Origin of the sequence: Lacticaseibacillus kribbianus, from assembly GCF_020180945.1 — a bacterium.
GTDB classification, from domain to species: domain Bacteria; phylum Bacillota; class Bacilli; order Lactobacillales; family Lactobacillaceae; genus Lacticaseibacillus; species Lacticaseibacillus kribbianus.
The window spans coordinates 104980-128358 of sequence record NZ_JAIPUL010000002.1; the positions used below are offsets into that span (position 1 = coordinate 104980).

General features: G+C 63.5%; 20 protein-coding genes and 1 riboswitch. Of the genes, 17 read left to right on the plus strand and 3 right to left on the minus strand.

Annotation, left to right across the window (positions count from 1 at the left end; genetic code table 11):
• Window positions 1-285 precede the first annotated feature (285 nt).
• Both LE416_RS07820 and LE416_RS07825 read left to right on the plus strand, forming a co-directional pair.
• The gene (locus LE416_RS07820) at window positions 286-915 is read left to right on the plus strand and encodes a hypothetical protein (RefSeq protein ID WP_225047945.1); all 630 of its coding nucleotides are present in this window, start codon (window positions 286-288) and stop codon (window positions 913-915) included.
• Window positions 916-925: 10 nt separating this feature from the next.
• Window positions 926-1249, plus strand: a complete 324-nt coding sequence (locus LE416_RS07825; protein WP_225047946.1) for a bacteriocin immunity protein — start codon at window positions 926-928, stop codon at window positions 1247-1249.
• A gap of 415 nt (window positions 1250-1664) precedes the next feature.
• Here LE416_RS07825 and LE416_RS07830 read toward each other — a convergent pair whose 3' ends face one another.
• Window positions 1665-2408, minus strand: a complete 744-nt coding sequence (locus LE416_RS07830; RefSeq protein WP_241865018.1) for an amino acid ABC transporter ATP-binding protein — start codon at window positions 2406-2408, stop codon at window positions 1665-1667.
• A 144-nt stretch (window positions 2409-2552) separates the two neighbouring features.
• Window positions 2553-4133, minus strand: coding sequence for an ABC transporter permease subunit (locus LE416_RS07835; protein ID WP_225047947.1), 1581 nt, complete (start codon window positions 4131-4133; stop codon window positions 2553-2555).
• 107 nt (window positions 4134-4240) lie between these two features.
• A riboswitch (Lysine riboswitch) is annotated at window positions 4241-4412 on the minus strand.
• Between the two features lie 308 nt (window positions 4413-4720).
• Here LE416_RS07835 and LE416_RS07840 point away from each other — a divergent pair.
• From LE416_RS07840 to LE416_RS07870, 7 genes are all read left to right on the plus strand, one after another.
• Entirely contained in the window at window positions 4721-6043 is a 1323-nt protein-coding gene (locus LE416_RS07840; RefSeq protein ID WP_225047948.1) for a PTS sugar transporter subunit IIC, read from the plus strand.
• Between the two features lie 27 nt (window positions 6044-6070).
• A complete protein-coding gene (locus LE416_RS07845; protein WP_225047949.1) occupies window positions 6071-7372 on the plus strand; it encodes a glycoside hydrolase family 1 protein in 1302 nt (433 codons plus the stop codon).
• A gap of 739 nt (window positions 7373-8111) precedes the next feature.
• Window positions 8112-9083: a mannose/fructose/sorbose PTS transporter subunit IIA gene (locus LE416_RS07850; RefSeq protein WP_225047950.1), complete on the plus strand. Its 972-nt coding sequence runs from the start codon at window positions 8112-8114 to the stop codon at window positions 9081-9083.
• A 36-nt stretch (window positions 9084-9119) separates the two neighbouring features.
• Window positions 9120-9935: a PTS mannose/fructose/sorbose transporter subunit IIC gene (locus LE416_RS07855; RefSeq protein ID WP_225047951.1), complete on the plus strand. Its 816-nt coding sequence runs from the start codon at window positions 9120-9122 to the stop codon at window positions 9933-9935.
• 17 nt (window positions 9936-9952) lie between these two features.
• Window positions 9953-10864: a PTS system mannose/fructose/sorbose family transporter subunit IID gene (locus LE416_RS07860; protein ID WP_225047952.1), complete on the plus strand. Its 912-nt coding sequence runs from the start codon at window positions 9953-9955 to the stop codon at window positions 10862-10864.
• 704 nt (window positions 10865-11568) lie between these two features.
• The gene (locus LE416_RS07865; RefSeq protein ID WP_225047953.1) at window positions 11569-12144 is read left to right on the plus strand and encodes a hypothetical protein; all 576 of its coding nucleotides are present in this window, start codon (window positions 11569-11571) and stop codon (window positions 12142-12144) included.
• 5 nt (window positions 12145-12149) lie between these two features.
• Window positions 12150-12572, plus strand: coding sequence for a DUF956 family protein (locus tag LE416_RS07870; protein WP_225047954.1), 423 nt, complete (start codon window positions 12150-12152; stop codon window positions 12570-12572).
• Between the two features lie 113 nt (window positions 12573-12685).
• Here LE416_RS07870 and LE416_RS07875 read toward each other — a convergent pair whose 3' ends face one another.
• Window positions 12686-13927, minus strand: coding sequence for an ISL3 family transposase (locus tag LE416_RS07875; protein WP_225046665.1), 1242 nt, complete (start codon window positions 13925-13927; stop codon window positions 12686-12688).
• Between the two features lie 347 nt (window positions 13928-14274).
• Between LE416_RS07875 and LE416_RS07880 the strand changes: the two genes are divergently transcribed.
• The 8 genes from LE416_RS07880 to LE416_RS07915 all read left to right on the plus strand — a co-directional run bounded on the left by LE416_RS07880 (window position 14275) and on the right by LE416_RS07915 (window position 23365).
• Complete coding sequence (locus tag LE416_RS07880) at window positions 14275-14949, plus strand: response regulator transcription factor (protein WP_225047955.1); 675 nt, start codon at window positions 14275-14277, stop codon at window positions 14947-14949.
• Window positions 14942-16471: a sensor histidine kinase gene (locus tag LE416_RS07885; RefSeq protein WP_225047956.1), complete on the plus strand. Its 1530-nt coding sequence runs from the start codon at window positions 14942-14944 to the stop codon at window positions 16469-16471. The genes LE416_RS07880 and LE416_RS07885 overlap by 8 nt, the downstream gene beginning before the upstream one ends.
• A gap of 328 nt (window positions 16472-16799) precedes the next feature.
• Window positions 16800-16946 (plus strand): teichoic acid D-Ala incorporation-associated protein DltX, encoded by a 147-nt coding sequence (locus LE416_RS07890; RefSeq protein ID WP_225047957.1) that lies wholly within the window; start codon window positions 16800-16802, stop codon window positions 16944-16946.
• 10 nt (window positions 16947-16956) lie between these two features.
• A complete protein-coding gene (gene dltA, locus LE416_RS07895; RefSeq protein ID WP_225047958.1) occupies window positions 16957-18465 on the plus strand; it encodes a D-alanine--poly(phosphoribitol) ligase subunit DltA in 1509 nt (502 codons plus the stop codon).
• A complete protein-coding gene (gene dltB / locus LE416_RS07900) occupies window positions 18462-19661 on the plus strand; it encodes a D-alanyl-lipoteichoic acid biosynthesis protein DltB (RefSeq protein WP_225047959.1) in 1200 nt (399 codons plus the stop codon). Before dltA ends, dltB begins: the two co-directional genes overlap by 4 nt.
• A gap of 740 nt (window positions 19662-20401) precedes the next feature.
• The gene (gene dltC, locus LE416_RS07905) at window positions 20402-20638 is read left to right on the plus strand and encodes a D-alanine--poly(phosphoribitol) ligase subunit DltC (RefSeq protein ID WP_225047960.1); all 237 of its coding nucleotides are present in this window, start codon (window positions 20402-20404) and stop codon (window positions 20636-20638) included.
• Window positions 20635-21888: a D-alanyl-lipoteichoic acid biosynthesis protein DltD gene (gene dltD, locus LE416_RS07910; protein ID WP_225047961.1), complete on the plus strand. Its 1254-nt coding sequence runs from the start codon at window positions 20635-20637 to the stop codon at window positions 21886-21888. The genes dltC and dltD overlap by 4 nt, the downstream gene beginning before the upstream one ends.
• Before the next feature lie 190 nt (window positions 21889-22078).
• Window positions 22079-23365 carry a serine hydrolase domain-containing protein gene (locus LE416_RS07915; protein ID WP_225047962.1) on the plus strand — a complete coding sequence of 429 codons (1287 nt, stop codon included), beginning with the start codon at window positions 22079-22081 and terminating at the stop codon, window positions 23363-23365.
• The last annotated feature ends 14 nt before the right edge of the window (window positions 23366-23379 follow it).

A 23379-nucleotide genomic window follows, 5' to 3' on the forward strand; every position in this document is an offset into this window, starting at 1 on the left:
AAGGCGCTTGGGCCGTACTTTGGCCCGAGTGCCTTGGCGTAGCCAGCCGTACCCGCGTTGCTCGGCGAAGCCCGTTTAGCGCGTGAACCGCTGTGTGGCGAATGGTTGCGTCGAGACGGGCACCTCAACTGGGGTGCCCGTTTTTGCGTTGGAAAGCGGCGTGCCCCACTGTGCGACACGATGTCACCTGCCGCCTCCCGGCCCCGCGCCCAGTCCGGCATCGGACCAGCGACGGATGGGCGGTGTCGCCGGCCGTGGTACACTGGAAGCCGTGGGAGGGATAACATGAGACGTTGGGTGCTTTTCCTGTTAATCGGTCTGGCGGTGGCCTTGGGCGGCTGCGCGAACGCCCAGGCCTGCACAAGCAAAAAGGCGGCGCTGCGCACGGCGGCCAAGCGGCTTCAGGCGCGGCACAAGCAGCCGTTTCGGCTGGTGAAGGGCGTCGCGGTGCGCTACCGCGGCGGACAAAAAGGCCAGCTCCAGGCCGTTTTTGCCCCGATTGAGGCCCCGCACCGGCGCACGGCGGTCACGCTGAAGGCCGGCGGCGGCTTCAGCGACGACTACGACAAGTACCACGTGCTGCCGGCCTTTCGCCGTGAGATGCGCGCGCGGCTCGCCGGCCTGCGTGCGGCGCGCGGCGCCAAGTTCGACCTGAGCGGCCAGACGGCGCTGACGCTGCCGGCGGGCATCAACCTTGACGACTACCTGGACACGGTGCGGCCGCAGCCAGTGGTGACGCTGCACACGACCGCCGGGGCGGCCCAGGTGGCGGCGGTGTATCGCAAGCTCTGCGGGCGCCTACCGGGGTTTCGCCTGCGGGTGGTGGCCAACCACCGCCGCCGGCTGAGCGTCACGCACACCCTGCGCGCCAAGCACTGGCTGACGACCGCGGAGATCGCGGCGCGGCTGGACTAGGGGGCGCGGCATGGACAAGGACACGCAGGCGCTGTTCGCCCTGATCGACGCAGCCTACGCGGAGCGGGACGACAGTGACTTAGACCAGCGCTACCACGCGGTGCTGCTGGACGCGGCTAAGCAGCTTGAGGCCGGCGCCGACCTGGATCGGACGCGCATGGCGCTTTACACGTCGCTGTACCAGCTGCCGCACTTTCGGCCGATGACGCTGCCTCAAGCGGGGCGCCGGCTCTATGGCGCCCTGCACGACCACTACCGCGATTACGACGCGGCCAGGCTGCGCCGCGCGGCCCTCGGCTACGGGCTGATTGTGGCCAGCGGCACGTGGCTGTGACCGCACCGGAAAAATAGACTGAAACAGCAAAAAAACGGCGGCTCACCGTCCCGAATCTGGGAGGGTGAGCCGCCGTTTGCGGCCGGCCAATGCTTTTGGGTGCCGGCCAAGGGGGGCAAAGTCAATGGTAACGATGTGCGCCGGAGCGCGGTTAGCTCGCCGCGAGTCACGCTTTATCTAAACGCGTTCCCCGCGGCAACGCGGAAGCGGCTAGCTACGCCGCGGCCCTCGGGGCAAGTGCGGCCCCAAGCGCCACGGCTAGGCTACCCGTTCCGCTAAGCCCGCCGCGGCTCACGCTCTATCTAAACGCGTTCCCCGCGGCAACGCAGGTGCGTCCAGCTAGCACCGGTCCTCGAAGCATAACCCGCTTCAAGAACCGGCGCTACGCTGGCCGACCTGCTAAGCCCGCCGCGGCTCACGCTCTGTTCAGGTACCGCTTCAGGAACTCCTGGGTGCGGGCTTCCTGCGGGTGGTCGAAGAGCTGCTCCGGCGTGCCGCTTTCAGCGATCACGCCCTGGTCCATGAAGACGACGCGGTCGGAGACGTCGCGCGCGAACTCCATTTCGTGGGTGACCACGATCATGGTCAGGCCGGTGGTGGCCAGCGCCTTCATCGCGTTCAAGACGTCGTCGACCATCTCCGGGTCAAGCGCGGAGGTCGGCTCGTCGAACAGGAGGACTTCCGGGTCCATCGCGACGGCGCGGGCGATCGCGACGCGCTGCTTTTGGCCGCCGGACAGCTGGTCGGGCTTGGCATTGACGAACGGGTCCATGCCGACCTGGTGCAGCAGCTCCAGCGCGTGGTCCTTGGCGGCCGCGGCGTCACGGTTGAGCACGGTGACCTGCGGGGTGACCACGTTTTGCAGCACGGTCAGGTTGTTGAACAGGTTGAAGCTTTGGAAAACCATCCCGACCTTGGCGCGGTAGTGCGCGAGGTCGAAATTTTTCTCCAGGATGCTGGCGCCGTGGAACTTGATGTCGCCGGCGGTCGGCTCCTCGAGCAGGTTGATGTTGCGCAGCAGGGTGGACTTCCCAGACCCGGAGCGGCCGATGATGGACACCACCTCGCCCTGCGCGACGTCGAAGTTGATGTCGGTCAGGACCACGTGGTCGCCAAAGACCTTCTTGAGGTTTTGGACTTCAATGATGGATTCTGTCATAGTCTTTCTCCTTTGAACGTCGTCGAGCGCCGCGGGGCAACGCGGGAGCGGCTAGCTACGCCCAACCACTCGGGCCAAAGTGCGGCCCAAGCGGTTGAGCTAGGCTACCCGTCCCGCTAAGTGCGCCCCGCTCTGCTCTGGCTCCTAGTTACTGGTCTTCGGTGTCTCCACCTGCATCTGGTTGTTCATCACGTTGTAGTTCTTCGGGCCGTCGATGCGCTTTTCAATCAGGCGGAAGAGGCGCGAAATCGTGAAGGTCAGAATCAGGTAGATGCCGCAGACGATCAGGTAGGTGTGGAAGAACTGGAAGTTCTGGCCCGCGACGGTTTCGGAGGTGAAGAACAGCTCGGAAACGGAGATGACGGACAGGACCGAGGTGTCCTTGATGTTGACGATGAACTCGTTGGTCACGGCCGGCAGGGAGTTGCGAATCGCCTGGGGCAGGATGACCTTCAGCATGGTCTGCAGGTGGGTGAAGCCGAGGGCGTGGGCGGCCTCGAACTGGCCGGCGTCCACGGAGATGATGCCGCCGCGGATGATTTCGGAGATGTAGGCCCCAGTGTTGATGGAGACGATGACCAGGGCGGCCGCCGTCTTATCCATGTTGAGCCCGAATGCCTGGGCCGCGCCGTAGTAGAGCACGGCGGCCTGGACGATCATTGGGGTGCCACGGAAGACCTCGATGTAGACGGACAGCAGCCAGTTGACGAACCACTGCAGGCCGCGCTTGCTCTTGGTCTTCGGCGCCGGAATGGTGCGGACGATGCCGACCAGAAGGCCGATGACGAAGCCGACGATGGTGCCGATCAGAGAGATCAAGAGGGTCATGCCGGTCCCACGGGCGAGCATCGGGCCGTACTGCTTGAGGATGGAGACGAACCAGTTGCCCTCGCTTGCCGTGGACGGCTGGTTGGCGACGGCCTCGGTCATCAGCTGGTCGCGCTCCTTGCTGGAGATGTTGGCCAGGGCCTCGTTGATCTTGGCCTTGTCCGGGTCGTTCTTGCGCAGCCCGATGGCCAGGTCGACGTCTTCGGGGTTGGTCTTGAAGCCGTTGGCCTTGCTGAAGCGCAGGTAGGTGAGGTTCGGGTTGGCGGCCTCGGCCGTGATCCCTTCCGGCACCTCGGAGACGTAGCCGTCGATGGTGCCGGACTCAAGCGCGACGCGCATGGCCGGGAAGTTGTTCATCGCGCCTTCCTTGATCGCACCCTTCAGCTGGCTGATCGCCTGGTAGTGGAACGTGGAGAGCTGCGCGGTGATCTTGGCGCCCTTGAAGTCCTTGATGCTGGTGGCCTTGGCGTACTTGCTGTCGCGGCGCACCACGACGGTCAGCTTGGAGGCGTAGTAGGTGTTACTAAAATCAATGGTCTTGCGGCGCTCCGGGGTCGGGGACATGCCGGCGATGATCGCGTCGATCTTGCCGGAGGTCAAAGCGGGCGGCAGGCCGTCCCAGGACGTCTTGACCACGATGACCTTTTTGCCCAGGGCCTTGGCGACCTTCTTGGCCATCTGCACGTCGTAGCCGTTGGCGTAGTCGCTGGAGCCCTGGATCTTGACGGCGCCGTTCGCGTCCGTGCTTTGCGTCCAGTTGAACGGGGCGTAGCCGGCCTCCATGCCGACCTTCAGGGTGCCGCCGGCGGCAAGGACCGGCTGGCTCTGGGCAGCCAGGCCCAGGCCGACGGCGAGGGCGAACCCTGCACCGACAATCGCGGATAACAACTTCTTCATCAGACATTTCTCCCTTCGTGTTTGGTCACTCGGGAAATAGAGAACTAAAAAACGTTGGCCTTTGTTTGTGGTAAACAAAGGCCAACGTGGATTTCTGCATAATTAGCAAGAATCATAGCGCTCCGAAGCATTGCTTCGACAGTCCAGCGGCTTTCGCCCACTGTCCCAACCCGCCAGGTGCCTAATCGCCCGGTGAGTTTCGGCGGGGGTGCTTACGGCTGATTCATCGGGTTAGGCCCTCCTCAGCTGTCGTCACCACCCGCGACCTCTATTTCTTGGTGGTTTATTCAAATGTCTGACCATGAGTCTAGGCGAGTTCGGAGGGCTTGTCAAGGGCGGCCACAGAAAATTGTCAACCGGAAATAAATTTTTCGGTGGGCGACGCCGCGACCTTGAGAAATATCCACTTTCTTGAACATTTTCATGATTGATTGCAACGGCCGCACCGGGTAAAAGCGTGAGGTCCCGCCGCGCCGGCCTTTTTCGGCTACTTCTCCGAGAATTTGTTGCGCCCAACCCGCTCGGAATGTAACCGCTTTCCTTCTGGCGGGGGAGCCGGTATACTGGAAACAAAGGAGGGGAAGAAGATGAAATTGATGGAACGGGTTCTCGATCGCTACCTGTCGCCGATCGCCAACTGGATGAACCAAAACGCGTTTTTCGCCACCCTGGCTGCCGCGTTCATGCGCAGCCTGCCGGTCACCATCGGCGTGGCGCTGATCCTGGTGGTGTACGGCATTCCGGTGCCGGCGTGGCAGGACTACATCTGGCACTCGGCGTTGAACGACCAGTTCACCGCCGCGTTGGGCGCGTCGATGAACGCGCTGGGGCTTTACATCGCGTTCAATTTTGCCTACCTGTACGCCAAGCGGGCCGGGCGCGACGGCCTGACCGCGGGGATGCTCGCGGTGATGAACTTCCTGATGCTGATGCCGCAGGTGGTCCGCGTGCCGACGCTGTCGCCGGTCGTGACCAAGGGCGCGACCAGCGTCACCGGGGTGGAAAAGGTCGCGGCCTTTGCCACGACCTACACCGGCGGGGGCGGCATCATCGTCGCCATCCTGGTCGCCTACCTGACCGCCACCCTGTACCTGGCGCTGGACCGCCGGCACCTGACCATCAAGATGCCGGCCGGCGTGCCGCCGATGGTGCAAGACGCGATGGCCCCGGCCATCATCGCCATCGTTTTGGCCAGCGGGTTCTTCGCACTTCGCATCGCGCTGTGGCTGACACCGGCCCACGACCTGTTCTCGCTTGTGACCGATCTGATTCAGGCGCCGCTGCAGCACCTGACCGGCCAGCCCCTGAGCATCATCCTGCTGGCGACCTTGACCAACGTGTTTTGGTTCTTCGGCCTGCACCCGTCGTTGATCCTCGGCGTCAGCAGCCCGCTTCTGCTGGCGCTGGTCGCTTCGAACGCCAACGCGCTGGCGGGCGGCAAGCCGCTGCCGTTTCTGGTCGGCGGGCTGGTGTACCTGATGACCTCGAACATGTTCGGCGGTCAGGGGCAGACGCTCGGGCTGGTGATCGCGATGAGCCGCGCCAAGTCCGTGCGCTACCGCCAGATGTTTCGCCTGGAGGTGGTGCCGGCGCTGTTCAACGTCAACGAGCCGCTGATCTTCGGCATGCCGATCATGCTCAACCCGCTGTTTTTCCTGCCGATGCTTCTGGTCGCGCCGGTCAGCGGCTTTGCGACCTGGGGGCTGGTGCGGCTGTTGGCCGTCACCCGCTACCAGGCCGGGGTGATGCTGCTGTGGACGCTGCCGGGGCCGGTGCAGGCGCTGATGTACGGCGGCGGCAAGCTGCTGGTGATCATGGCGGCGGTGTTCGTCTTGATCACGCTGGTGTGGCTGCCGTTCTTTCGCATCGCCGACCGGCGCGCCCTGGCGGCGGAGCAGGCCGCCGCGTGAGTTGAGCTTAGAATAGGGGGATTTTCCATGACATTTCCAGCACAGTTTTTGTGGGGCGCGGCGACCAGCGCCTACCAGTACGAGGGCGCCGCAACCGCCGACGGGAAAAAGCCGTCGGTGCAAGACGCCGTAAGCGACCTGTTCAAGACGGCTAGCGACGGCTACCACCACGCCGAAGAGGACGTGGCGCTGATGGCGGAGCTTGGCCTTCGCGCCTACCGCTTTTCCGTCGCGTGGTCCCGCATTTACCCGGATGGGGTCACGCTGAACCCGGCGGGGCTTGCTTACTACCAGCACCTGCTGGACCTGCTTGAGGCCGCGCACATCACGCCGGTGGTCACGCTGTACCACTTCGACCTGCCGCAGGCGCTGGCGGAGGCCGGCGGCTGGGCCAACCGGGACACCATCGCGGCCTACCAGCGCTTCGCCCACACCGTGTTTGAGGCGTTCGGCACCCGGGTGACGTACTACCAGACCGTCAACGAGCAGAACATGCTGCTGATGATGAGCCTCAAGCAGGCGCTGGCGGGGCAGGGCACCGTTCAGGACGCGCTGCAGGGCAACCACCACCTGTTCGTCGCCGGCGCCCTGGCAATTCAGGACGCGCACGCGCACTTCCCACACATCCTGATCGGTCCGGCCCCGAACCTGGTCGCCGTGTACCCGCTGAGCCCCAAGCCGGAGGACGCCCTGGCCGCCAACACGTACGACGCCCTGCGCAACCTGCTGTTCAGCGACATGGCGGGCTTCGGGCGCTACAACCCGACGGCCCTGGCCGTTTTGGCCGCCGCGGGCATCACGCTGAACGTCACCGAGGAAGACCGCGCCGTGCTCGCGCAGGCCCGCCCCGACCTGCTGTACTTCAACTACTACAACAGCGAGGTCGTCACCGCAGCAAGCGGGCCGCTGCCGTTTCGCAAGGTTCCCAACCCCGAGACGCCGCAGACGGCGTACGGCTGGGACATCGACCCGCTCGGCCTGCGCATCACCCTGCGCCAGCTGTGGGATCGCTATCGGCTGCCCTTGATGATCACCGAAAACGGCCTGGGCGCCCAAGACGCGCTCGAAGGCGGCGCGGTCCACGACCAGGCGCGCATCGCCTACCTGCGCGCGCACCTGCAGCAAGTGGGCCAGGCCATCGACGAGGGGATCCATGTCGTCGGCTACAACGTCTGGTCGGCCATCGACCTGGTGTCCACCCACGACGGCTTCGAGAAGCGCTACGGGCTGGTGTATGTCGCCCAAGACGCCGCGCGGACCCGCACCCGCAAGGACAGCTTCGCCTGGTACCAAGGCGTCATCGCCAGCGACGGCGAGACGCTGAACTGACTTGCCAAGGCACCGGTTGCCACCGGTGCCTTTTTTGCGCGCCGGCGCTGACGTCCTCGCGCAAAATGAAACGTACTTCATTTTGAGCCGAAAATAGCGCCAGAATGAAACATACGTCATTGTGAGGCGCAATGGACTTCGAAATGAAGCGTACTTCTTTTTGAGCCGCCAATGGCGCCGACATGAAACAGCCTTTGTTTTGGGTCACAATCCGAACCGGGAGGACACGGGGGCGCCGCCCGGGCATACCGACGAGCGGCGGCCCTGGCGGCGGATGATTCGCACGCCGGCGAACGATGCGCGGCCCGCGCCCGCCGCCGCCAAGGCCGCGCGAACCACCCATCACGCCCGCATTTTTATCCTTCCGGCGATATGTGAATAAAATCACGTAAACAGGTGTCTTTCGCTCGGGTGGTCCCCTCTGGGCTGGGCACGGTCGATGGTGGATTACGTAAATTAAACTTCGAGAAAGCGCTACGATATTCGATTGTGTGCCCACGAAGGCGATGATTCATCAGTTCGCGGACATTACAATTAAGTTAATTGGACCGTGTGAAACCCGGTGGTATAGTCCTTTCATGAAAACGGTAAATTTTCTTGGACAAAATGATTGCAAAGCCCCGGAAACCTTGTCATACTAGCTTCTGGGAGTTTTTGCGCATCCTCCTTGACGGCGCGTTGGACCGTTAATGAGAGCGCTATCGAAACTCACACAAATATTATTAGGAGGCGACAAACAATGGTCGGAATCATTCTTGCCAGTCACGGACAATTCGCTGCTGGCATTAAGCAATCTGGTCAGATGATCTTCGGTGAGCAAGAAAAAGTTGAAGTTGTGACGTTCATGCCGAACGAAGGTCCAGACGATCTGAAAGCACATCTTGAAGAAGCCATTGCAAAGTTCGATCCGGAAGATGACGTATTGTTCCTCGTGGACCTTTGGGGCGGCTCACCATTCAACCAGGCTAACGGGTTGTATGAAGCGCACAAAGACAAGTGGGCGATTGTTACCGGGTTGAACCTGCCAATGTTGATTGAGGCTTACGGGTCTCGTCTTTCCATGACTTCCGCGCACGACATCGCGGCGCACCTGATTGAAGCAGGGCGCGACGGGGTTCGCATCAAGCCGGAAGAGCTGGAACCAAAGCCGGCCGCAGCCGCGGCCGCACCGGCCGCTGCTCAGGGCGGCAAGCCTGGGTCCATGGAATACGTGCTCGCGCGGATCGATTCCCGCCTGCTGCACGGCCAGGTCGCAACGGCTTGGTCCAAGGACGTTAAGCCGACGCGCATCATCGTCGTTTCCGACGACGTGGCGCGCGACAAGCTGCGCAAGCAGTTGATCACCGACGCGGCGCCGGGCGGCGTGCGCGCGCACGTTATCCCGGTCGATCAGATGATCAAGATCGCCAAGGACGACAAGCACTTCGGTGGCCAGCGTGCCCTTTTGCTCTTTGAAAACCCGCAGGACGCCCTTCGCGCCGTCGACGGCGGCGTGCCGCTGAAGACCATCAACGTGGGCTCCATGGCGCACTCCGCCGGCAAGGTGCAGCCGAACAAGGTCCTGGCCTTCGACCAAGACGATATCGACACGTTCGGCAAGCTCAAGGCCAAGGGGATTGACTTTGACGTTCGCAAGGTCCCGACGGATTCGAAGGACAACATGGACGCCATCCTCAAGAAGGCGCAAGACGCCCTCAACGCTGCGAAATAATTAACTTATAACCGGGAAAAAAAGGAGGACACTAACATGTCTTTGAACTTCATTCAAATCATCCTAGTCCTCATCGTGTCGTTTCTGGCTGGGGTCGAAGGGATTCTTGATGAATTCGAATTCCACCAGCCACTTGTTGCGTGCACGTTGATCGGCTTAGTGACCGGCCAGCTGGTTCCTTGCCTGATTCTGGGCGGGACCCTGCAGATGATCGCCCTGGGTTGGGCGAACATCGGCGCCGCGGTCGCACCAGACGCTGCCCTGGCAGCCGTTGCTTCAGCTATTATTCTTGTTCTGGGTGGCCAGGGGACCGACGGCGTTAAGTCCGCGATCGCCATGGCCGTGCCGCTGGCCGTTGCGGGTCTGCTTTTGACCACCTTCGTCCGCACCCTGGCAACTGGTATCGCGCACATCATGGATAAGGCCGCCGAGGAAGGCAGCTTCGCCAAGATTGACCTGTGGCAGATGATCGCGATCTCCCTGCAGGGCCTGCGCATTGCCATTCCGGCCGGCTTCATCCTGGCCGTTGGCTCCAAGCCGGTGAAGGCGCTGCTCGACGCGATGCCATCCTGGCTGGTTGACGGCCTGGGCATCGGTGGTGGCATGGTTGTGGCCGTGGGTTACGCCATGGTTATCAACATGATGGCAACCGCCGAAGTATGGCCATTCTTCGCCATCGGCTTCGTGCTGGCAACCGTTCCGTCCATCACGCTGATCGGCCTTGGTGCCATCGGCGTTGGCCTCGCCCTGATCTACCTGAACCTGTCCAAGATGGGCGGCTCAAGCAACAACGGCGGGTCTAGCAACAGTGGTACCGGTGACCCAGTCGGCGATATCATCGACAATTACTAACAAGGAGGTTGGCGAAAATGGCAGATAAAATTACGTTAACGACCAAAGATCGTTGGGCAGTATGCTGGCGTTCCACCTTCTTGCAAGGGTCTTGGAACTACGAGCGTATGCAAAACGGCGGCTGGGCCTACTCACTGATTCCAGCCCTCAAGAAGCTTTACACCACTAAGGAAGAACGCGTGGCCGCACTGAAGCGCCACCTGGAATTCTTCAACACCCACCCGTACCTGGCTTCCCCAGTTATCGGCGTGACGCTCGCCCTTGAAGAAGAGCGTGCCAATGGCGCACCGATCGACGACGTCACCATCCAGGGTGTCAAGATCGGGATGATGGGCCCGCTGGCCGGCGTCGGCGACCCAGTCTTCTGGTTCACCGTTCGCCCAATCCTCGGTGCCCTCGGCGCCTCCATGGCGATGGGCGGCTCGATCCTCGGCCCGATCATTTTCTTCGTGGCTTGGAACGTGATCCGCATCGCCTTCCTGTGGTACACGCAGGAATTCGGCTACCGTGCGGGCTCCAAGATTGCGGATGACCTCTCCGGGACCTTGCTTCAGGACGTGACCAAGGGTGCTTCCATCCTCGGGATGTTCATCCTGGGCGCCTTGGTTAACCGCTGGGTATCCGTCAAGTTCACGCCGAACGTCTCCGACGTCAAGCTGGACAAGGGTGCCTACATCGAATGGGACAAGCTGCCGGCCGGTGCCAAGGGCATCAAGGCTGCCCTCGAGCAGCAGGCGGGCGGTCTGTCCTTGAGCGACCACAAGATCACCACGCTGCAGAACAACTTGGACAGCCTGATTCCGGGCCTTGCCGCGGTTCTTCTGACGTTCCTGTGCATGTGGCTGCTGAAGAAGAAGGTTTCCCCAATCATCGTCATCCTGGGCCTCTTCGTCTTCGGGATTCTGATGCACCTGGCACACCTGATGTAATCTAATCACGCTGTGCGGCGGCCGTCCTTCGTGCGAAGGGCGGCCGCTTTGTATACCGGGGCGAAGCGGGGCGTACTTAGCCGGACGGGTAGCCTAGTCAGGAGGCTTGGGCCGTACTTTGGCCCGAGCTTCCTGACGTAGCTAGCCGCTCCGGCGATGCCCCGCGTAGCCCGACGATACCAGGGCGAAGCCGGGCTCCGGCCCGGCCGGCGTGGCGCTTCCGGCTCCGGGCCAAGGCGGCGGAACGCGTGCGGCTCCCGCAAGCCCAAAGACCGGTCTTGCGACCCGCCGTTGCTGTAAGCCGGCAAAATCGGCCGGCTAACAGCAATTTCACGCTGGCTCGCCTTGGCCCTCCGCCTCCAGTGCCACGCCGGCCGGGCCTCCGCCCTACACGGTGGACGGCAGGACACGAAGCACTGGAGGCAACCGAACGCGGTTTCTTCGTGCGACCCGGTCGTCCGGGGGCACAAGCTGCTTCCAGTCGGGGTCGCTGGTTGAATCCCCCACTCGATCGGAAGTGCGCGTGCCGATTCCGGACATCGCCGCCTGTACTGCGCGGTCCGACAGCTATGAGGTATCAACCGTCAAACTGCGGCCACTCAGTCCGTCGCCGTCCCGGAAATAACCCGGGAAATACGTCGGCGGTCCGTTGCCTTTTGCCTGGCGCTTAGCTAAAGTAAAGGGGAGGACTGGAGGCGGTTGCAGTGGGGCAAGACGACGGGATTCATGTGCCGGAGAACTGGGAGCGCACGCCGCTGCCGCCGGCGCGGCTGGCCAAGCCGGTGCGCTGGCGGCGGGTGTGGCTGATCACCGCCGCGGTCGTTGCGGTGCTGCTTGCGCTGTTGTGGCGCGGGCTGCGCCACGACCCGGCCGAAGAGCTGACCGCCCCGGACACGCACTGGTTCGTGTTCGATCAGGCCGCCCTGATTCAGCCGAGCACCGCCTTTGAAAAAAGCATCACGGATCGCCTGTTCGACCCGGACAACCCGGCCAAGAGCGCCGCGGCGCGGGCGGCGATCCACTTTGCCGGCGACCACACCGGGCGGATGGTGGACGCCAAGGCGACGACTCGCTTCACCTGGCGCAAGGTCAAGACCCACCTGGTGATCACGCTGCTGGATCCCGACGGCGGGCACCACAAGGAGACCTGGTACCTCGCGTGGGTCGACAACAAGCTGGCGGGTCAGAAGTACGCCGGCTACAGCGTGCGGCTGCACCCGGACGGCGCGAACCTGTTTTACCTGCTGCACCAGAAAACCGGATTTTTGAGTAAAGGATGAGCGCAATGGTCGAATCACTGAATACGAAAGTTGAGATCGTCGTGCCCGGCACGTCGTTCATGGGGATGCCGGCGTACGGCAAAGTCATGGTCGGCGACCGCGGGTTCGAGTTCTACGACGACCGCAACCCGAAGAACTACATGCAGTTTCCCTGGAAGGAGATCGACCACCTGGCCGTGTCGGTGATGTTCGGCGGCAAGTGGCTGCCGCGCTACGCCATCGTGACGCGCAAAAGCGGCACCTACACGTTCTCGTCGCACGACCCCAAGGCGGTGCTGCGGGCGGTCCGCGACCACATTCCGGCCGACCGCATCCGCAAGTCGCTGACGTTCTGGCAGGTGCTGAAAAGCGGCGGCAAGAACCTCTTTCACAAGGAATCCTGGATCAACATGTTTAACAGCCTGAAGCCGCGGTCGCGGCGCAGGTGAAGGGTGGGCGCGCGGGTTACACCGCGCGCCTTTTTTGGGCTCTGCGTCAACTGGTGTTGAAGAATAATTTGATATTTTCTGGGAGTTCCTCTTTGGAGGGGCTCTTTTGTTATTTATGCGATAATCTGGTAGATCCGCTCGAAGAAGTGAGCTTGGTCTCTGAATCCATAGCACGATCGCTTGAGCGCTTTGATCTTGCGATTAATCCCTTCAAGTGGACCGTTGGAACGCCAACTGTCCGCTGCCGCCAGAATTCCAGCCTGGTTCGATTTGAGCGTGCGGATTGCGGTGTCCATTTCGGTTCCGGTTGACTCGTAGTGTTCAAGTAACTGCCACAACCGCCGCGGATTGTGGCCCATCAAGGCATCGTGAAGCGCTTGGTAGGTTTCGCATACTGTGGCCAACCGAGGGTTGGCGGTGAACGCCACATCTAGGGCGCCCTGTTCCGTGATATGCTCGTTCAGCCCACGCATGTATTTGGTGTGTATCGCGTCCGGTGCGGCCTTGTGGAAGAGCCGCCACTGATGTTTAAGAATACGGTAGACTCGGCTCGTTTTGTCGTCGAGCTGCTTAAGCGTTGCGACGCGCACAGTGTCCACCGCGTGACCGAGCAACTGAACGATATGGAAGCGATCGATGATGAGCTGGGCATTGGGGAAAACTTGGTGGATAAAAGCTTGGTAGGAGGCGTTCATGTCCATTGTGATGGTCTGAACGGCGGCGCGTTCTGCCGTGGAGTAGTTGGCAAGAAAGAAGTCCTTGATAGTCTTATTCAGACGGTCGCCAAGAAGCTTCACCAATCGATGGGTATCGCCATCAATACAGATGAAGGACATCATATTCTGAGTTGATCGAAACTCGTCAAAACATAGGTTGGTCGGCAACTCCGGGCGACTGCGATGGTGGAGATGGGACTTGAGTTCTCGTCGAACTGTCGCTGCAGAGATACCCGTATTTTTGGCAATCACTGCTTCGGGGAGGGACTGCCTGGCAAGCTGTAGGACTGTTTGCTTGATTGAGTGGGCAATCGTGTCATTGTAGGCCACAAGCGGTGTCTCTGCGGAACAGGTACGATGGCAGGCCGAGCAGAGCCAGCGCTGTTTGGAAAGCTCAAGAAGCGTTGGAAGTTGACTGAGTGATTGAATGCGGATGTGTGTCGCCTTATGACCGTTAGGTCGCAACGCGTCTTCACCACAGTGAGGACAAGTATCGCGGTGGTAAGTGAGATCACACGCAATGACGTGGTACTGAAGGCGCCGCTTGCCCCGGCCTCGGTAGCCGTCGTAAACTGCGGTTACATGAATGTTCTCGTATGGCAATCCCAGGACAGAGAGCGTAGAATCAAGGTTGGACATCACTAATACCTCGCTTTGTTTTAGGTTTGGTCGCTTGGAGCGAAGAACGGGTGCTAGATGGTGCCCTTTTATTTTGCGCTGTTATTGAAAAAAGGTCTACACTCTCGGCGTTGGAATTCTCCAACACCAGAAAGTGTAGACCCCTTTTTTGCGCAATAACTGAGGGCAACAGCACCGCAATCTGGCGCGTGGCGATGGTCACGCGCCTTTTTTCTGCAACCGCTGCCCGCCTTGCGCCGCCTCGGCCCGCGCCCGCCGCGTCCGCTCGGGTGACGAAACTGTTATGACCGTCGGCCGCGGGCCTGTGGTAGGCTGAAAGCAGAATGGGCAAGGACTGGAGAGAGACGATGACACAGACAATCATGCTAGTGGAAGACGAGGAGAGCCTGAGCACGTACCTGTGCTCGGAGCTCAAGTTCGAGGGGTACCGGGTGCTGCTCGCTGAGGACGGGCAGGCGGCCTGGGACGATTTTCAGCAAAAAGGGGCCGGCATCGACCTGATCTTGCTGGACTGGATGCTGCCGAAGCTGGACGGCCTCGAGGTGATGCGGCGCATCCGCAAGACGTCGCAGGTGCCGATCATGATGATGACGGCGCGCGATTACGTCGGCGACAAGGTGGCGGGGCTGGATAATGGCGCCGACGACTACCTGACCAAGCCTTTCGAGATCGAGGAGCTGCTCGCGCGGCTGCGGGTGCTGCTCAGGCGCCACGGCAACACGGTGGCCAACTACCGGGTGGCCGACCTCGAGCTCGACACCAAGGCGCGCCAGGTCCACCGCGGCGGCCAGCTCGCCCAGCTGACGCAGCGCGAGTACGACCTGCTTTTGGTCCTGATGCAGCACGTCGGCACGACGATGAGCCGCGACGAGCTGCTGGACGCGGTCTGGGGCACGGAGTTCGACGGCCAGGTCAACATCGTGGACGTCTACATCCGCTACCTGAGGCAAAAACTCGGCGGTCCGAACCTGATCCACACGGTGCGCGGCGTGGGCTACGCGCTGCAGGCGGCCAATGACTGAGCGGGCGGGACGGCCCGGCGCGGCGGACCCGAATCGCGGCCAGGGTGCCACCGCGCGCGGCGCAACCACCTCGGCTGACACGGCAGCGACCGCGGTCGCCGGCACCGCGGCGAGCCGGCCGACGCTTGCGGCCCGGCTGCGCGCGCGGCAGCCGCGGCGCCCGGCGACCTACGCGCACCGCATCACGCGCACCTACGTGGTTTTGTTGACCATCGTGGTGTTCGTCATCGGCATCGTCAGCGTCGGCGTGGTCGCCGAGTACCTGATCCGCAGCAAGCAGGACGACTCCGCGCAGCTGATGGGCGACCTGCAGGACTCCTTCAAGAACAACCGACCGGACTGGGACGCGTGGTTCTCCTCGAGCTACCGCACGCACCACGCCTTCGTGCGCGTCAACGTGTCCGGGCAGGGGGTCAACGAGACCTACTACGCCAAGAACACCAAGCGGTTTCTCAAGGACACGCTGATGACGTACCCCCTGATCTCCCACGTGCAGTACCAGGAGGACCAGGGCATCTACTACTACCGCGAGGCGGTGGTCAAAAAGGACGGCATGACGGTCGACTACGAGATCTGGATGAGCCTCAACCGCATGGTCAATCTGGTCAAGCTGCTGTTGGCGATCATCGTGGGCATCACCCTGATCGGCCTGCTCGCCGGCGCCTGGGCGACCTCGATTCTGGCGCGGCGGCTGAACCGGCCGCTGGCGGCTTTGACCGAGGCGGCCAAGGGCATCGCGGCCAAGGAGAACGCGACGCACCAGGAGGCGCTGCCGGTGGCGGCCGGGCCCGCCGAGGTCCAGCAGCTGTCCATCGAGTTCAACCGCCTTTTGGCCGTGCTCAACGCGCAGGTGCGCCGGGACAACCAGTTCGTCTCCGACGCCTCGCACGAACTGCGCACGCCGCTGACGGCGATCCGTGGCCACGCGAGCCTGATTCGCCGCCACGGGTCGGCGCACCCCGAGATTGTGCCGGAGTCTTTGGCGGTGATTGAGGACGAGTCGCTGAAGATGCAGCGGCTGATCGAGAGCCTGCTGACGCTGTCGCGCATGGACCACGTCCAGGTCGCACGCCAGCCGCTGGACTTAAGCGTCCTGGTGCAGGACACCGTGGACCGCTACGCCGCCGCCCAGGAGCCCGAAGTGGCGCTTGAGGGCGGCCTGTGGATCCTGGCCGACGCGGATTCGGTCACGCACATCCTGCTGTGCCTGTTGAACAACGCGGCCAAGTACGCGCCGGACGCGCCGGTGACCATCACGGCGCAGCGCGCCGCGGGTCGCATCGTGCTGCGCGTGGCCGACCTTGGTCCCGGCATCCCCGACGCCGCCAAGGACCAGGTCTTCGATCGCTTCTACCGCGTCGACTCGTCGCGCTCGAAGAAAATCGCGGGCACCGGCCTCGGCCTGGCCATCGCGGCGCGGCTGGCGGCCCTGTCCGGCGCGACCATCCAGGTGACCGACAACGTGCCACACGGCAGCGTCTTCGCCGTCTCCTTCGAGGCGGCCGACAGCCGGCGCGACTGAGCACGGGTGGCCGCGCGGCGCGCCTTGACGCCCGCGGGAAACCGCGCGCCCTTGGCGGCCTGCCCGCCACCGCGGCGCGCACCGAGACAGACACACAGATAGGGGAGGCGATGCCAGCCGGCATCGCCTCTTTTTCGTGCGCCCGCACCCGCGTTTCTGAAAGCCCGCCTGGACGCACCGTGTCCAGACGAACGCCGAAAGGCCGCGTGGCGGCAGCGCTTTCTTAGAATCCTTAATCTTGTGCTTAGAAAACCTTGAATGCAGACCGGGCGCCGCGTCGGTACACTGGGTTTATGTTTTCAAAACTTGTGGCAAGGGAGGCGGCACAGTGGCGCGTTTCATCAACTTCTGGCACCGACCGCTGGTGTCATTCATCGCCCGCACGGTTTTGTACACCGCAATCCTGATTGTCCTGGTGTACCTGTACAGCTACCGCGGCGTGGCAGGCGGTCATTTCATCTACAACGAATTCTAAGGGGTGCACGATGCAATCTACGATTATTGAGGCGATCGATGCGGTCGCAATGCAGGAACCGAACCGCCCGGCCATCGACGTGCTGGGTCAGGTCAACACATACGGCGAGCTGAAGGCGGCCTCCGACGCGATCGCGGCGGACCTCGCCGTGCGGCCAATCGCGGCCAAGACGCCGATCCTGGTCTACTGCGACCAGAGCTTCGCAGCCATCGCGGCCTTTCTCGGCTGTGTGAAGGCGGGGCACGCCTACATTCCGGTGGACACCCACTCGCCCAAGGACCGGCTGACGATGATCGAAGACATCGCCAAGCCCGCCCTGGTGATCGCCACGGTGCCGCTGCCGCTCACGCTGCACACGCCGACGGTGACGCCGGAACAGCTCCAAGCGACGATGCAGGACGGCGCGGCCGCCCCGGCCCCGAGCCTGCAGGGCGGCGACAACTTCTACATCATTTTCACCTCCGGCACCACCGGCCAGCCCAAGGGCGTGCAGATCAGCCTGGACAACCTGGCGAGCTTCGTGGCCTGGATGGCCGACTTCAACCTGCCGACCCAGGCCAAAATGCTCGCGCAGGCGCCGTTCTCCTTCGACCTGTCCGTCATGTCGCTGTACCCGGCGCTGACCGCCGGCGGCTGCCTGAAGGTGCTGCCCAAGGAGACGACCGCGGACCTGCGCCAGCTCGTCACCGCACTGCCGGACCTGGACGTCGACGTCTGGGTGTCCACGCCGAGCTTCATCGAGATGTGCCTGCTGGATCCGACCTTTGACGCGGCGCACCACCCGAACCTTCGCCAGCTGTTCTTCTGCGGCGAGGAGCTGACCCACAAAACCGCGGCACGGCTCCTGGATCGCTTCCCCGCTGCCGAGCTGTTCAACACCTACGGGCCGACCGAGGCCACGGTGGCGGTCACGGCGGTGCGCATCACCCAGGACATCCTAGCCCGCTACCCGCGGCTGCCGATCGGGTACGCCAAGCCGGACACGACGCTGCGGCTGATCGCCGAGACGGCCCAGCAGGAGGGCGACCGCGTGATCGGCGAGCTCGCGATCGCCGGCCCGAGCGTCTCCAAGGGCTACCTGAACCGGCCGAACAAGACGGCCGCCGTTTTCACCACCGACCGCGGCGTTCAGGCCTACCGCACCGGCGACCTCGGCTACATCGAAGACGACGGGCTGATCTTCTACTGCGGGCGGACCGATTTTCAGATCAAGCTCAACGGCTACCGCATCGAGCTGGAAGAGGTGAACCACTACCTCAACCTCGCGCCGATGATCCGCCAGGGCGTCGCGGTGCCGCGCTACAACCGCGAGCACAAGGTCGCCGCGCTGCTCGCCTACGTGGTGCCGGCCGACCCGACCGTCGACCCCGCGACCCTGACCACCGCGATCCACGAACACCTGCAGGGCGTGATGATGGCCTACATGATCCCGTCGCGCTTCGAGTTCAAGGACAGCCTGCCCCTGACGCAAAACGGTAAGGTCGCGATCAAGGCGCTGATTCAAGAGGTCAACGCATGAGCCCGCTGTCTCCGTACGCCGACCCCAAGTACTTCCTGATCCTGCTGGTGGCGCTGATTCCCGTGATTGTCGGCCTGTGGCACGGCCACCGGCTGCGCTACTGGGAAAGCGGCGTCGCACTGGTGTTCATCGCCTGGATGTTTGCCGGGCCGCACAAGTGGCACGAAGGCGTCGCCCTGATCGCCTACGTGATTTTCCAGCTCGCCCTGGTCGAGGGCTACGCGCACTATCGCAAGGCCCACAACCAGACGCCGACCTTCGTGCTGGCGGTTCTTGCCAGCATCGCCCCGTTGGCGGTGGTCAAGCTGACGCCGGTGTTTTCGGTTCAGCCGTCGCTGCTCGGGTTTCTCGGCATCTCGTATCTGACCTTCAAGTCGGTGCAGGTAATCATGGAGCTGCGCGACGGCGCGCTCAAGGCCGTGCCGCCGGTCGCGTTCCTGCGCTTCCTGCTTTTCCTGCCGACCATCTCCAGCGGCCCGATCGACCGCTTCCGGCGCTTCCAGAAGGACTACGACGCGGTGCCGACCCAGGACGCCTACCTGGAAATGCTGGGGCGGGCGCTGAAATCGGTGATGCTCGGGTTCGGCTACAAGTTCGTGCTGGGCTACCTGTTCGGCACGGTGATGCTGCCGCAGGTCACGCAGGCCGCCATGGCCGCGCGTGGCACCTGGGCCTTGACCTGGCCTTTGATCGGCTACATGTACACGTACTCGATGTACCTGTTCTTTGATTTTGCCGGCTACAGCCTGTTTGCGGTGGGGATGAGCCTCGTGATGGGCATCGACACGCCGGTCAACTTCAACAAGCCGTTCGCCGCGGGCAACATCAAGGAGTTCTGGAACCGGTGGCACATGACGCTGTCGTTTTGGTTCCGCGACTTCATCTTCATGCGCGTCACGTTCTTCATCATGAAGCACAAGCTGATCAAAAACCGCATCCGCGTCTCGCAGGTCGCCTACCTGATCAACTTCCTGATCATGGGCTTCTGGCACGGCGTCACGTGGTACTACATCGTCTACGGGCTGTTCCACGCCGGCGCCATCATCATCAACGACTACTGGCTCCGCTACAAGAAAAAGCACCGGGCGACGATGCCGCACAACCAGTGGACCCAGGCCCTGGCCGTGGTCATCACGTTCAACGTGGTCTGCTTCAGCTTCCTGATCTTCTCCGGATTCCTGGGGCAGGTGTTCTAAAACCAGGGCGATGCGCGGCGCACTTAGCCGGACGGGTAGCCTAGCCGGGGCACTTGGACCGCACTATGGCGCAAGCGACCAGGCGTAGCTAGCCGCTCCGGCGTTGCCGCGCGTAGCCCGACGAACCAGGGCGAAGCGCGGCGCAGGCCGCGGCCTCCGGGGCCCGGGCGGGTCGGCCTGTGCGGCCGGCTTCCGCCCGAAACGGGCTCCAGCCTAAAATTCCCGCCGAGCCGTTGCCTACGGCCCCGCGCTCCGGCGCGAATTTTGCCGGGATGAGGATTGCGGCTGCCCGCAAAACCCGCGGTCACCCGGAATCCTCATCCTTTCACGGGCCGACCCGCCCGGGCCCCTGCGGCCGCTACATGGTGGTTCTGGCAACCGAAGTCCTGAAGACTTATGGCTTAACAGTTCTGTCCGCAAACGCTCACGCGGGGCTCCTGCCAAGTCGCCTGTCAGCTACTGTGTAGGGCGGAGGCGCGAACGCGCCACTGCCGCAGGCGCAGGGCCGGGGCGAGCCAGCGTGAAATTGCACTTAGCCGGCGTACTTTGCCGGCTTAGTGCAAGGGCGGGTCTTGAGACCGGTCTTTGGGCTCAAGGGAGCCCCACGCGTTCCGCCGCCCCGGCCCGGAGCCGGAGGCAGGGGCCCGTTCCCGCCGGAGCCCGGCCTTCATCACCATAACCAAGCACCAACACAAACTTGTCACTAATGCACGGCGCCTCGCGCCACCAAGGAGTACAACATGGATAACATCAAGCAAACCGTATTCGACTTACTGAAGGATCTGACCGGCACCGACTTCAGCGCCAATCCCGACGAGAACCTTTTTGCGACCGGGACCCTGGACTCGATGGACACCGTGCAGCTGCTGCTGGGGCTGCAGGACGAGCTGGGCATCACCGTGCCGGTGTCCGAGTTCGACCGCAGCGAGTGGGAGACGCCGAACAAGATCGCGGCCAAGGCGGCCAGCCTGCAATGAAGCGGCGCGTCTGGCAGCTCTTCGGCCCCGTGGCGATCGCCGCGGGCCTCACGCTGGCGCTTTTTCTGGCGCCGCTGTCGTTCAAGCGGATGAGCCCGGCCGCGGTGCGCTCCGCGTCCGTTGCGATGTCGCCGACCGTGCTGGCCGGCGCCCGGGCGAAAAACCAGGCGCTGGCGCAGGGCGCCGTGCCGTTCTTCGGCTCAAGCGAGCTGTCGCGGCTGGACCCTTTTCACCCGTCGGCCCTGGCGACCCGCTACCACCGCAACTACCGGCCGTTCCTGATCGGCGCGCCCGGCACGCAGTCGTTGACGCAGTTCATCAACGCGCAGACGATGCTGCCGAAGCTGCGGCACAAGAAGGCCGTGTTCATCGTCTCGATGCAGTGGTTCACGCGCCGCGGCGTGATGCGCCCGGCGTTCGATTACTTCTACTCGCCGCTTGAGACCGTCACCTGGGTGCTCGGCGCCAAGAACACGGTCGCCGACCGCTACGCCGCGCGCCGCCTGCTGTGCATGCAGGCCGTGAAGAAGGATCAGACGGTCAAAAGCGCGCTGCTGCAGGTCGCGGCCGGCCAGAAAATCAGCCGCCCGCTGCGCCTGCTCCTCGAGGCCAGACTCCAGATCCTGCACAACGAGGACGGCCTGTTCTCCCACTTCACCGTCAACCCGCACGAGCGCGAGCTGGCCAAAAGCGTCCGGCAGCTGCCGGCGACGGCGACCAACGACCAGCTCGACGCGCTGGCGGCCAAGGTCGGCGCCGCCCACACCCGCAACAACAGCTTCGGCATCGACGATCACTTCTTCAGCTCCAGGCTCGGCGAGGGCCGGCTGGCGAAGATGCGCGGCAAGCAGCGGGGCTTTGACTACCGCTTCGGGCCGGAGTACAGCGATTTTCAGCTGCTGCTCACCGCCTTTGCCAGGTACGACGTCGACGTCCAGTTTGTGATTCCGCCGATCAACGCGAAGTGGGCCGCCTACACCGGCCTGTCCGAGGCCAAGCTCCACCAGGCCGTGGAAAAGCTGCGCGTGCAGCTGCAGGGTCAGGGCTTCAACCGCGTGCTCGACTTGAGCCGCGACGGCAGCCGCCCGTACTTCATGCAGGACACGATCCACATCGGCTGGCGCGGCTGGGTCCGCGTCGACCGCACCGTGGCGCCGTTCCTCGCCGCCCCTCGCCGCCCGGTCAGCTACCACCTCAATCCGCAGTTCTACACCAAGAGCTGGCGCGACGCGGTGGTCAGCGGCAACTAGGCGCGGCCGCGGGATCCGGGCCCTCCGCCCGCTACATTGTGGTGCGGTGGCGGGCGTGACGGATGATACAAGGCCGTCGCGCTTTGAACGCGAAATGGTTAATCGTGATTTAGGGCATAGGCGTGGCCTGTCCTCACCGGCGCCCGGCCCGATAACTCAGATGCTGTTGCACCCTCTGGAGGTTTATTCCATGCACCGACGTGTTGTTCACTTTTCACCTTGGCACCGCGGGCTGATGCTCGCCGCGATCATTATCGGCGTGTTCGCCTGGGGCTTTTGGCTCGGGCGCGTGTCCACGCCGCAGCAGGCCAGCGTGCGCACCCTGCAGCAGGACGTGACCAAGAAGCAGGCGACGGTCAAAAAGGCCGCGCCGGCCCTGGCCGCGAGCGTGGACGAGGCGGCGCAGGCCGACTTGGACAACACGCTGTCGAAGCTGGACTTCTCCGGCACGGCGCTGATCATCCGGGGCGGGCGCATCATCGCCTCGCGCGCCAGCGGCCTCGCCGACGCCGCGACGAACCGGCCGAACACGCTGGACACCATGTACCAGATCGACTCGATGCAAAAAAACCTGACTGCCGGCCTGGTGATGAACCAGATCGTCGCGGGCAAGCTGAGCTTCGACACGCGGCTGGGGCAGTTTTTCCCGCGCCTTGCCCAGGAGCCGCTGACGGTGGCCGACGCGCTGCACATGGCGTCCGGCCTGGCCATCAAGGGCGTGCTGACCGTGCCGTACACAGGGGACGCGAACCTGGTGGCCGCCAACGTGGATCAGATGGCATACCGCCCGAACCTGCGCGGCACGTTCGTCTACACGCCGGTCAACTACCTGCTTTTGGCCGGCATCACCGAGCAGCTCAGCGGCCAGAGCTACGAGGCACAGTTCAAGGCCCAGTACATCGACCGCCTGCACCTGCAGCACACGGCGATGGCCTACGCGCTGGACGGGGCCAAGACGGCCGCGACGGGTTACCGGGACGGCAAGTACAAGACGCCGCAGTCGCCGACCAAGGACCGGATGCACGCGGAGCTCGGCACCGGGCAGGTCTTCATGTCTGCCGCCGATCTCTACCGCACCGAGCGCGCGCTGGTCACCGGCAAGCTGTTCGGCGGCGACCGCACCCGCCTGTACCAGCAGGGCGTCAGGTACAGCGGTGGCTTCTACATCCATCCGGATTACTACCGCACCAACGGGGTCGGCTACGGCTTCTACAGCACGTTCCGCATCACGCCGGACGGGCAAAATGCGGTGGTGCTGATGAGCAACGTTCAAAACGATTCGATGACGGCCCTGGGCCAGGCCGTCACCGGACTGATGGCGCGCTACGGTCTGGCCGGGACCACCGGCGCGCAGGCGCAGTCCGGGCAGTCGCAGGCGGCGAGCGGCCGGAATCAGCCAACAGGCGGGCGGTCACAGGCGAAGTCGTCGCGGGTGGGGGCATCCGCAACGCCGGTCCAGCGCCAGGCCGCCCGGTAACCAAGTCACGGGTG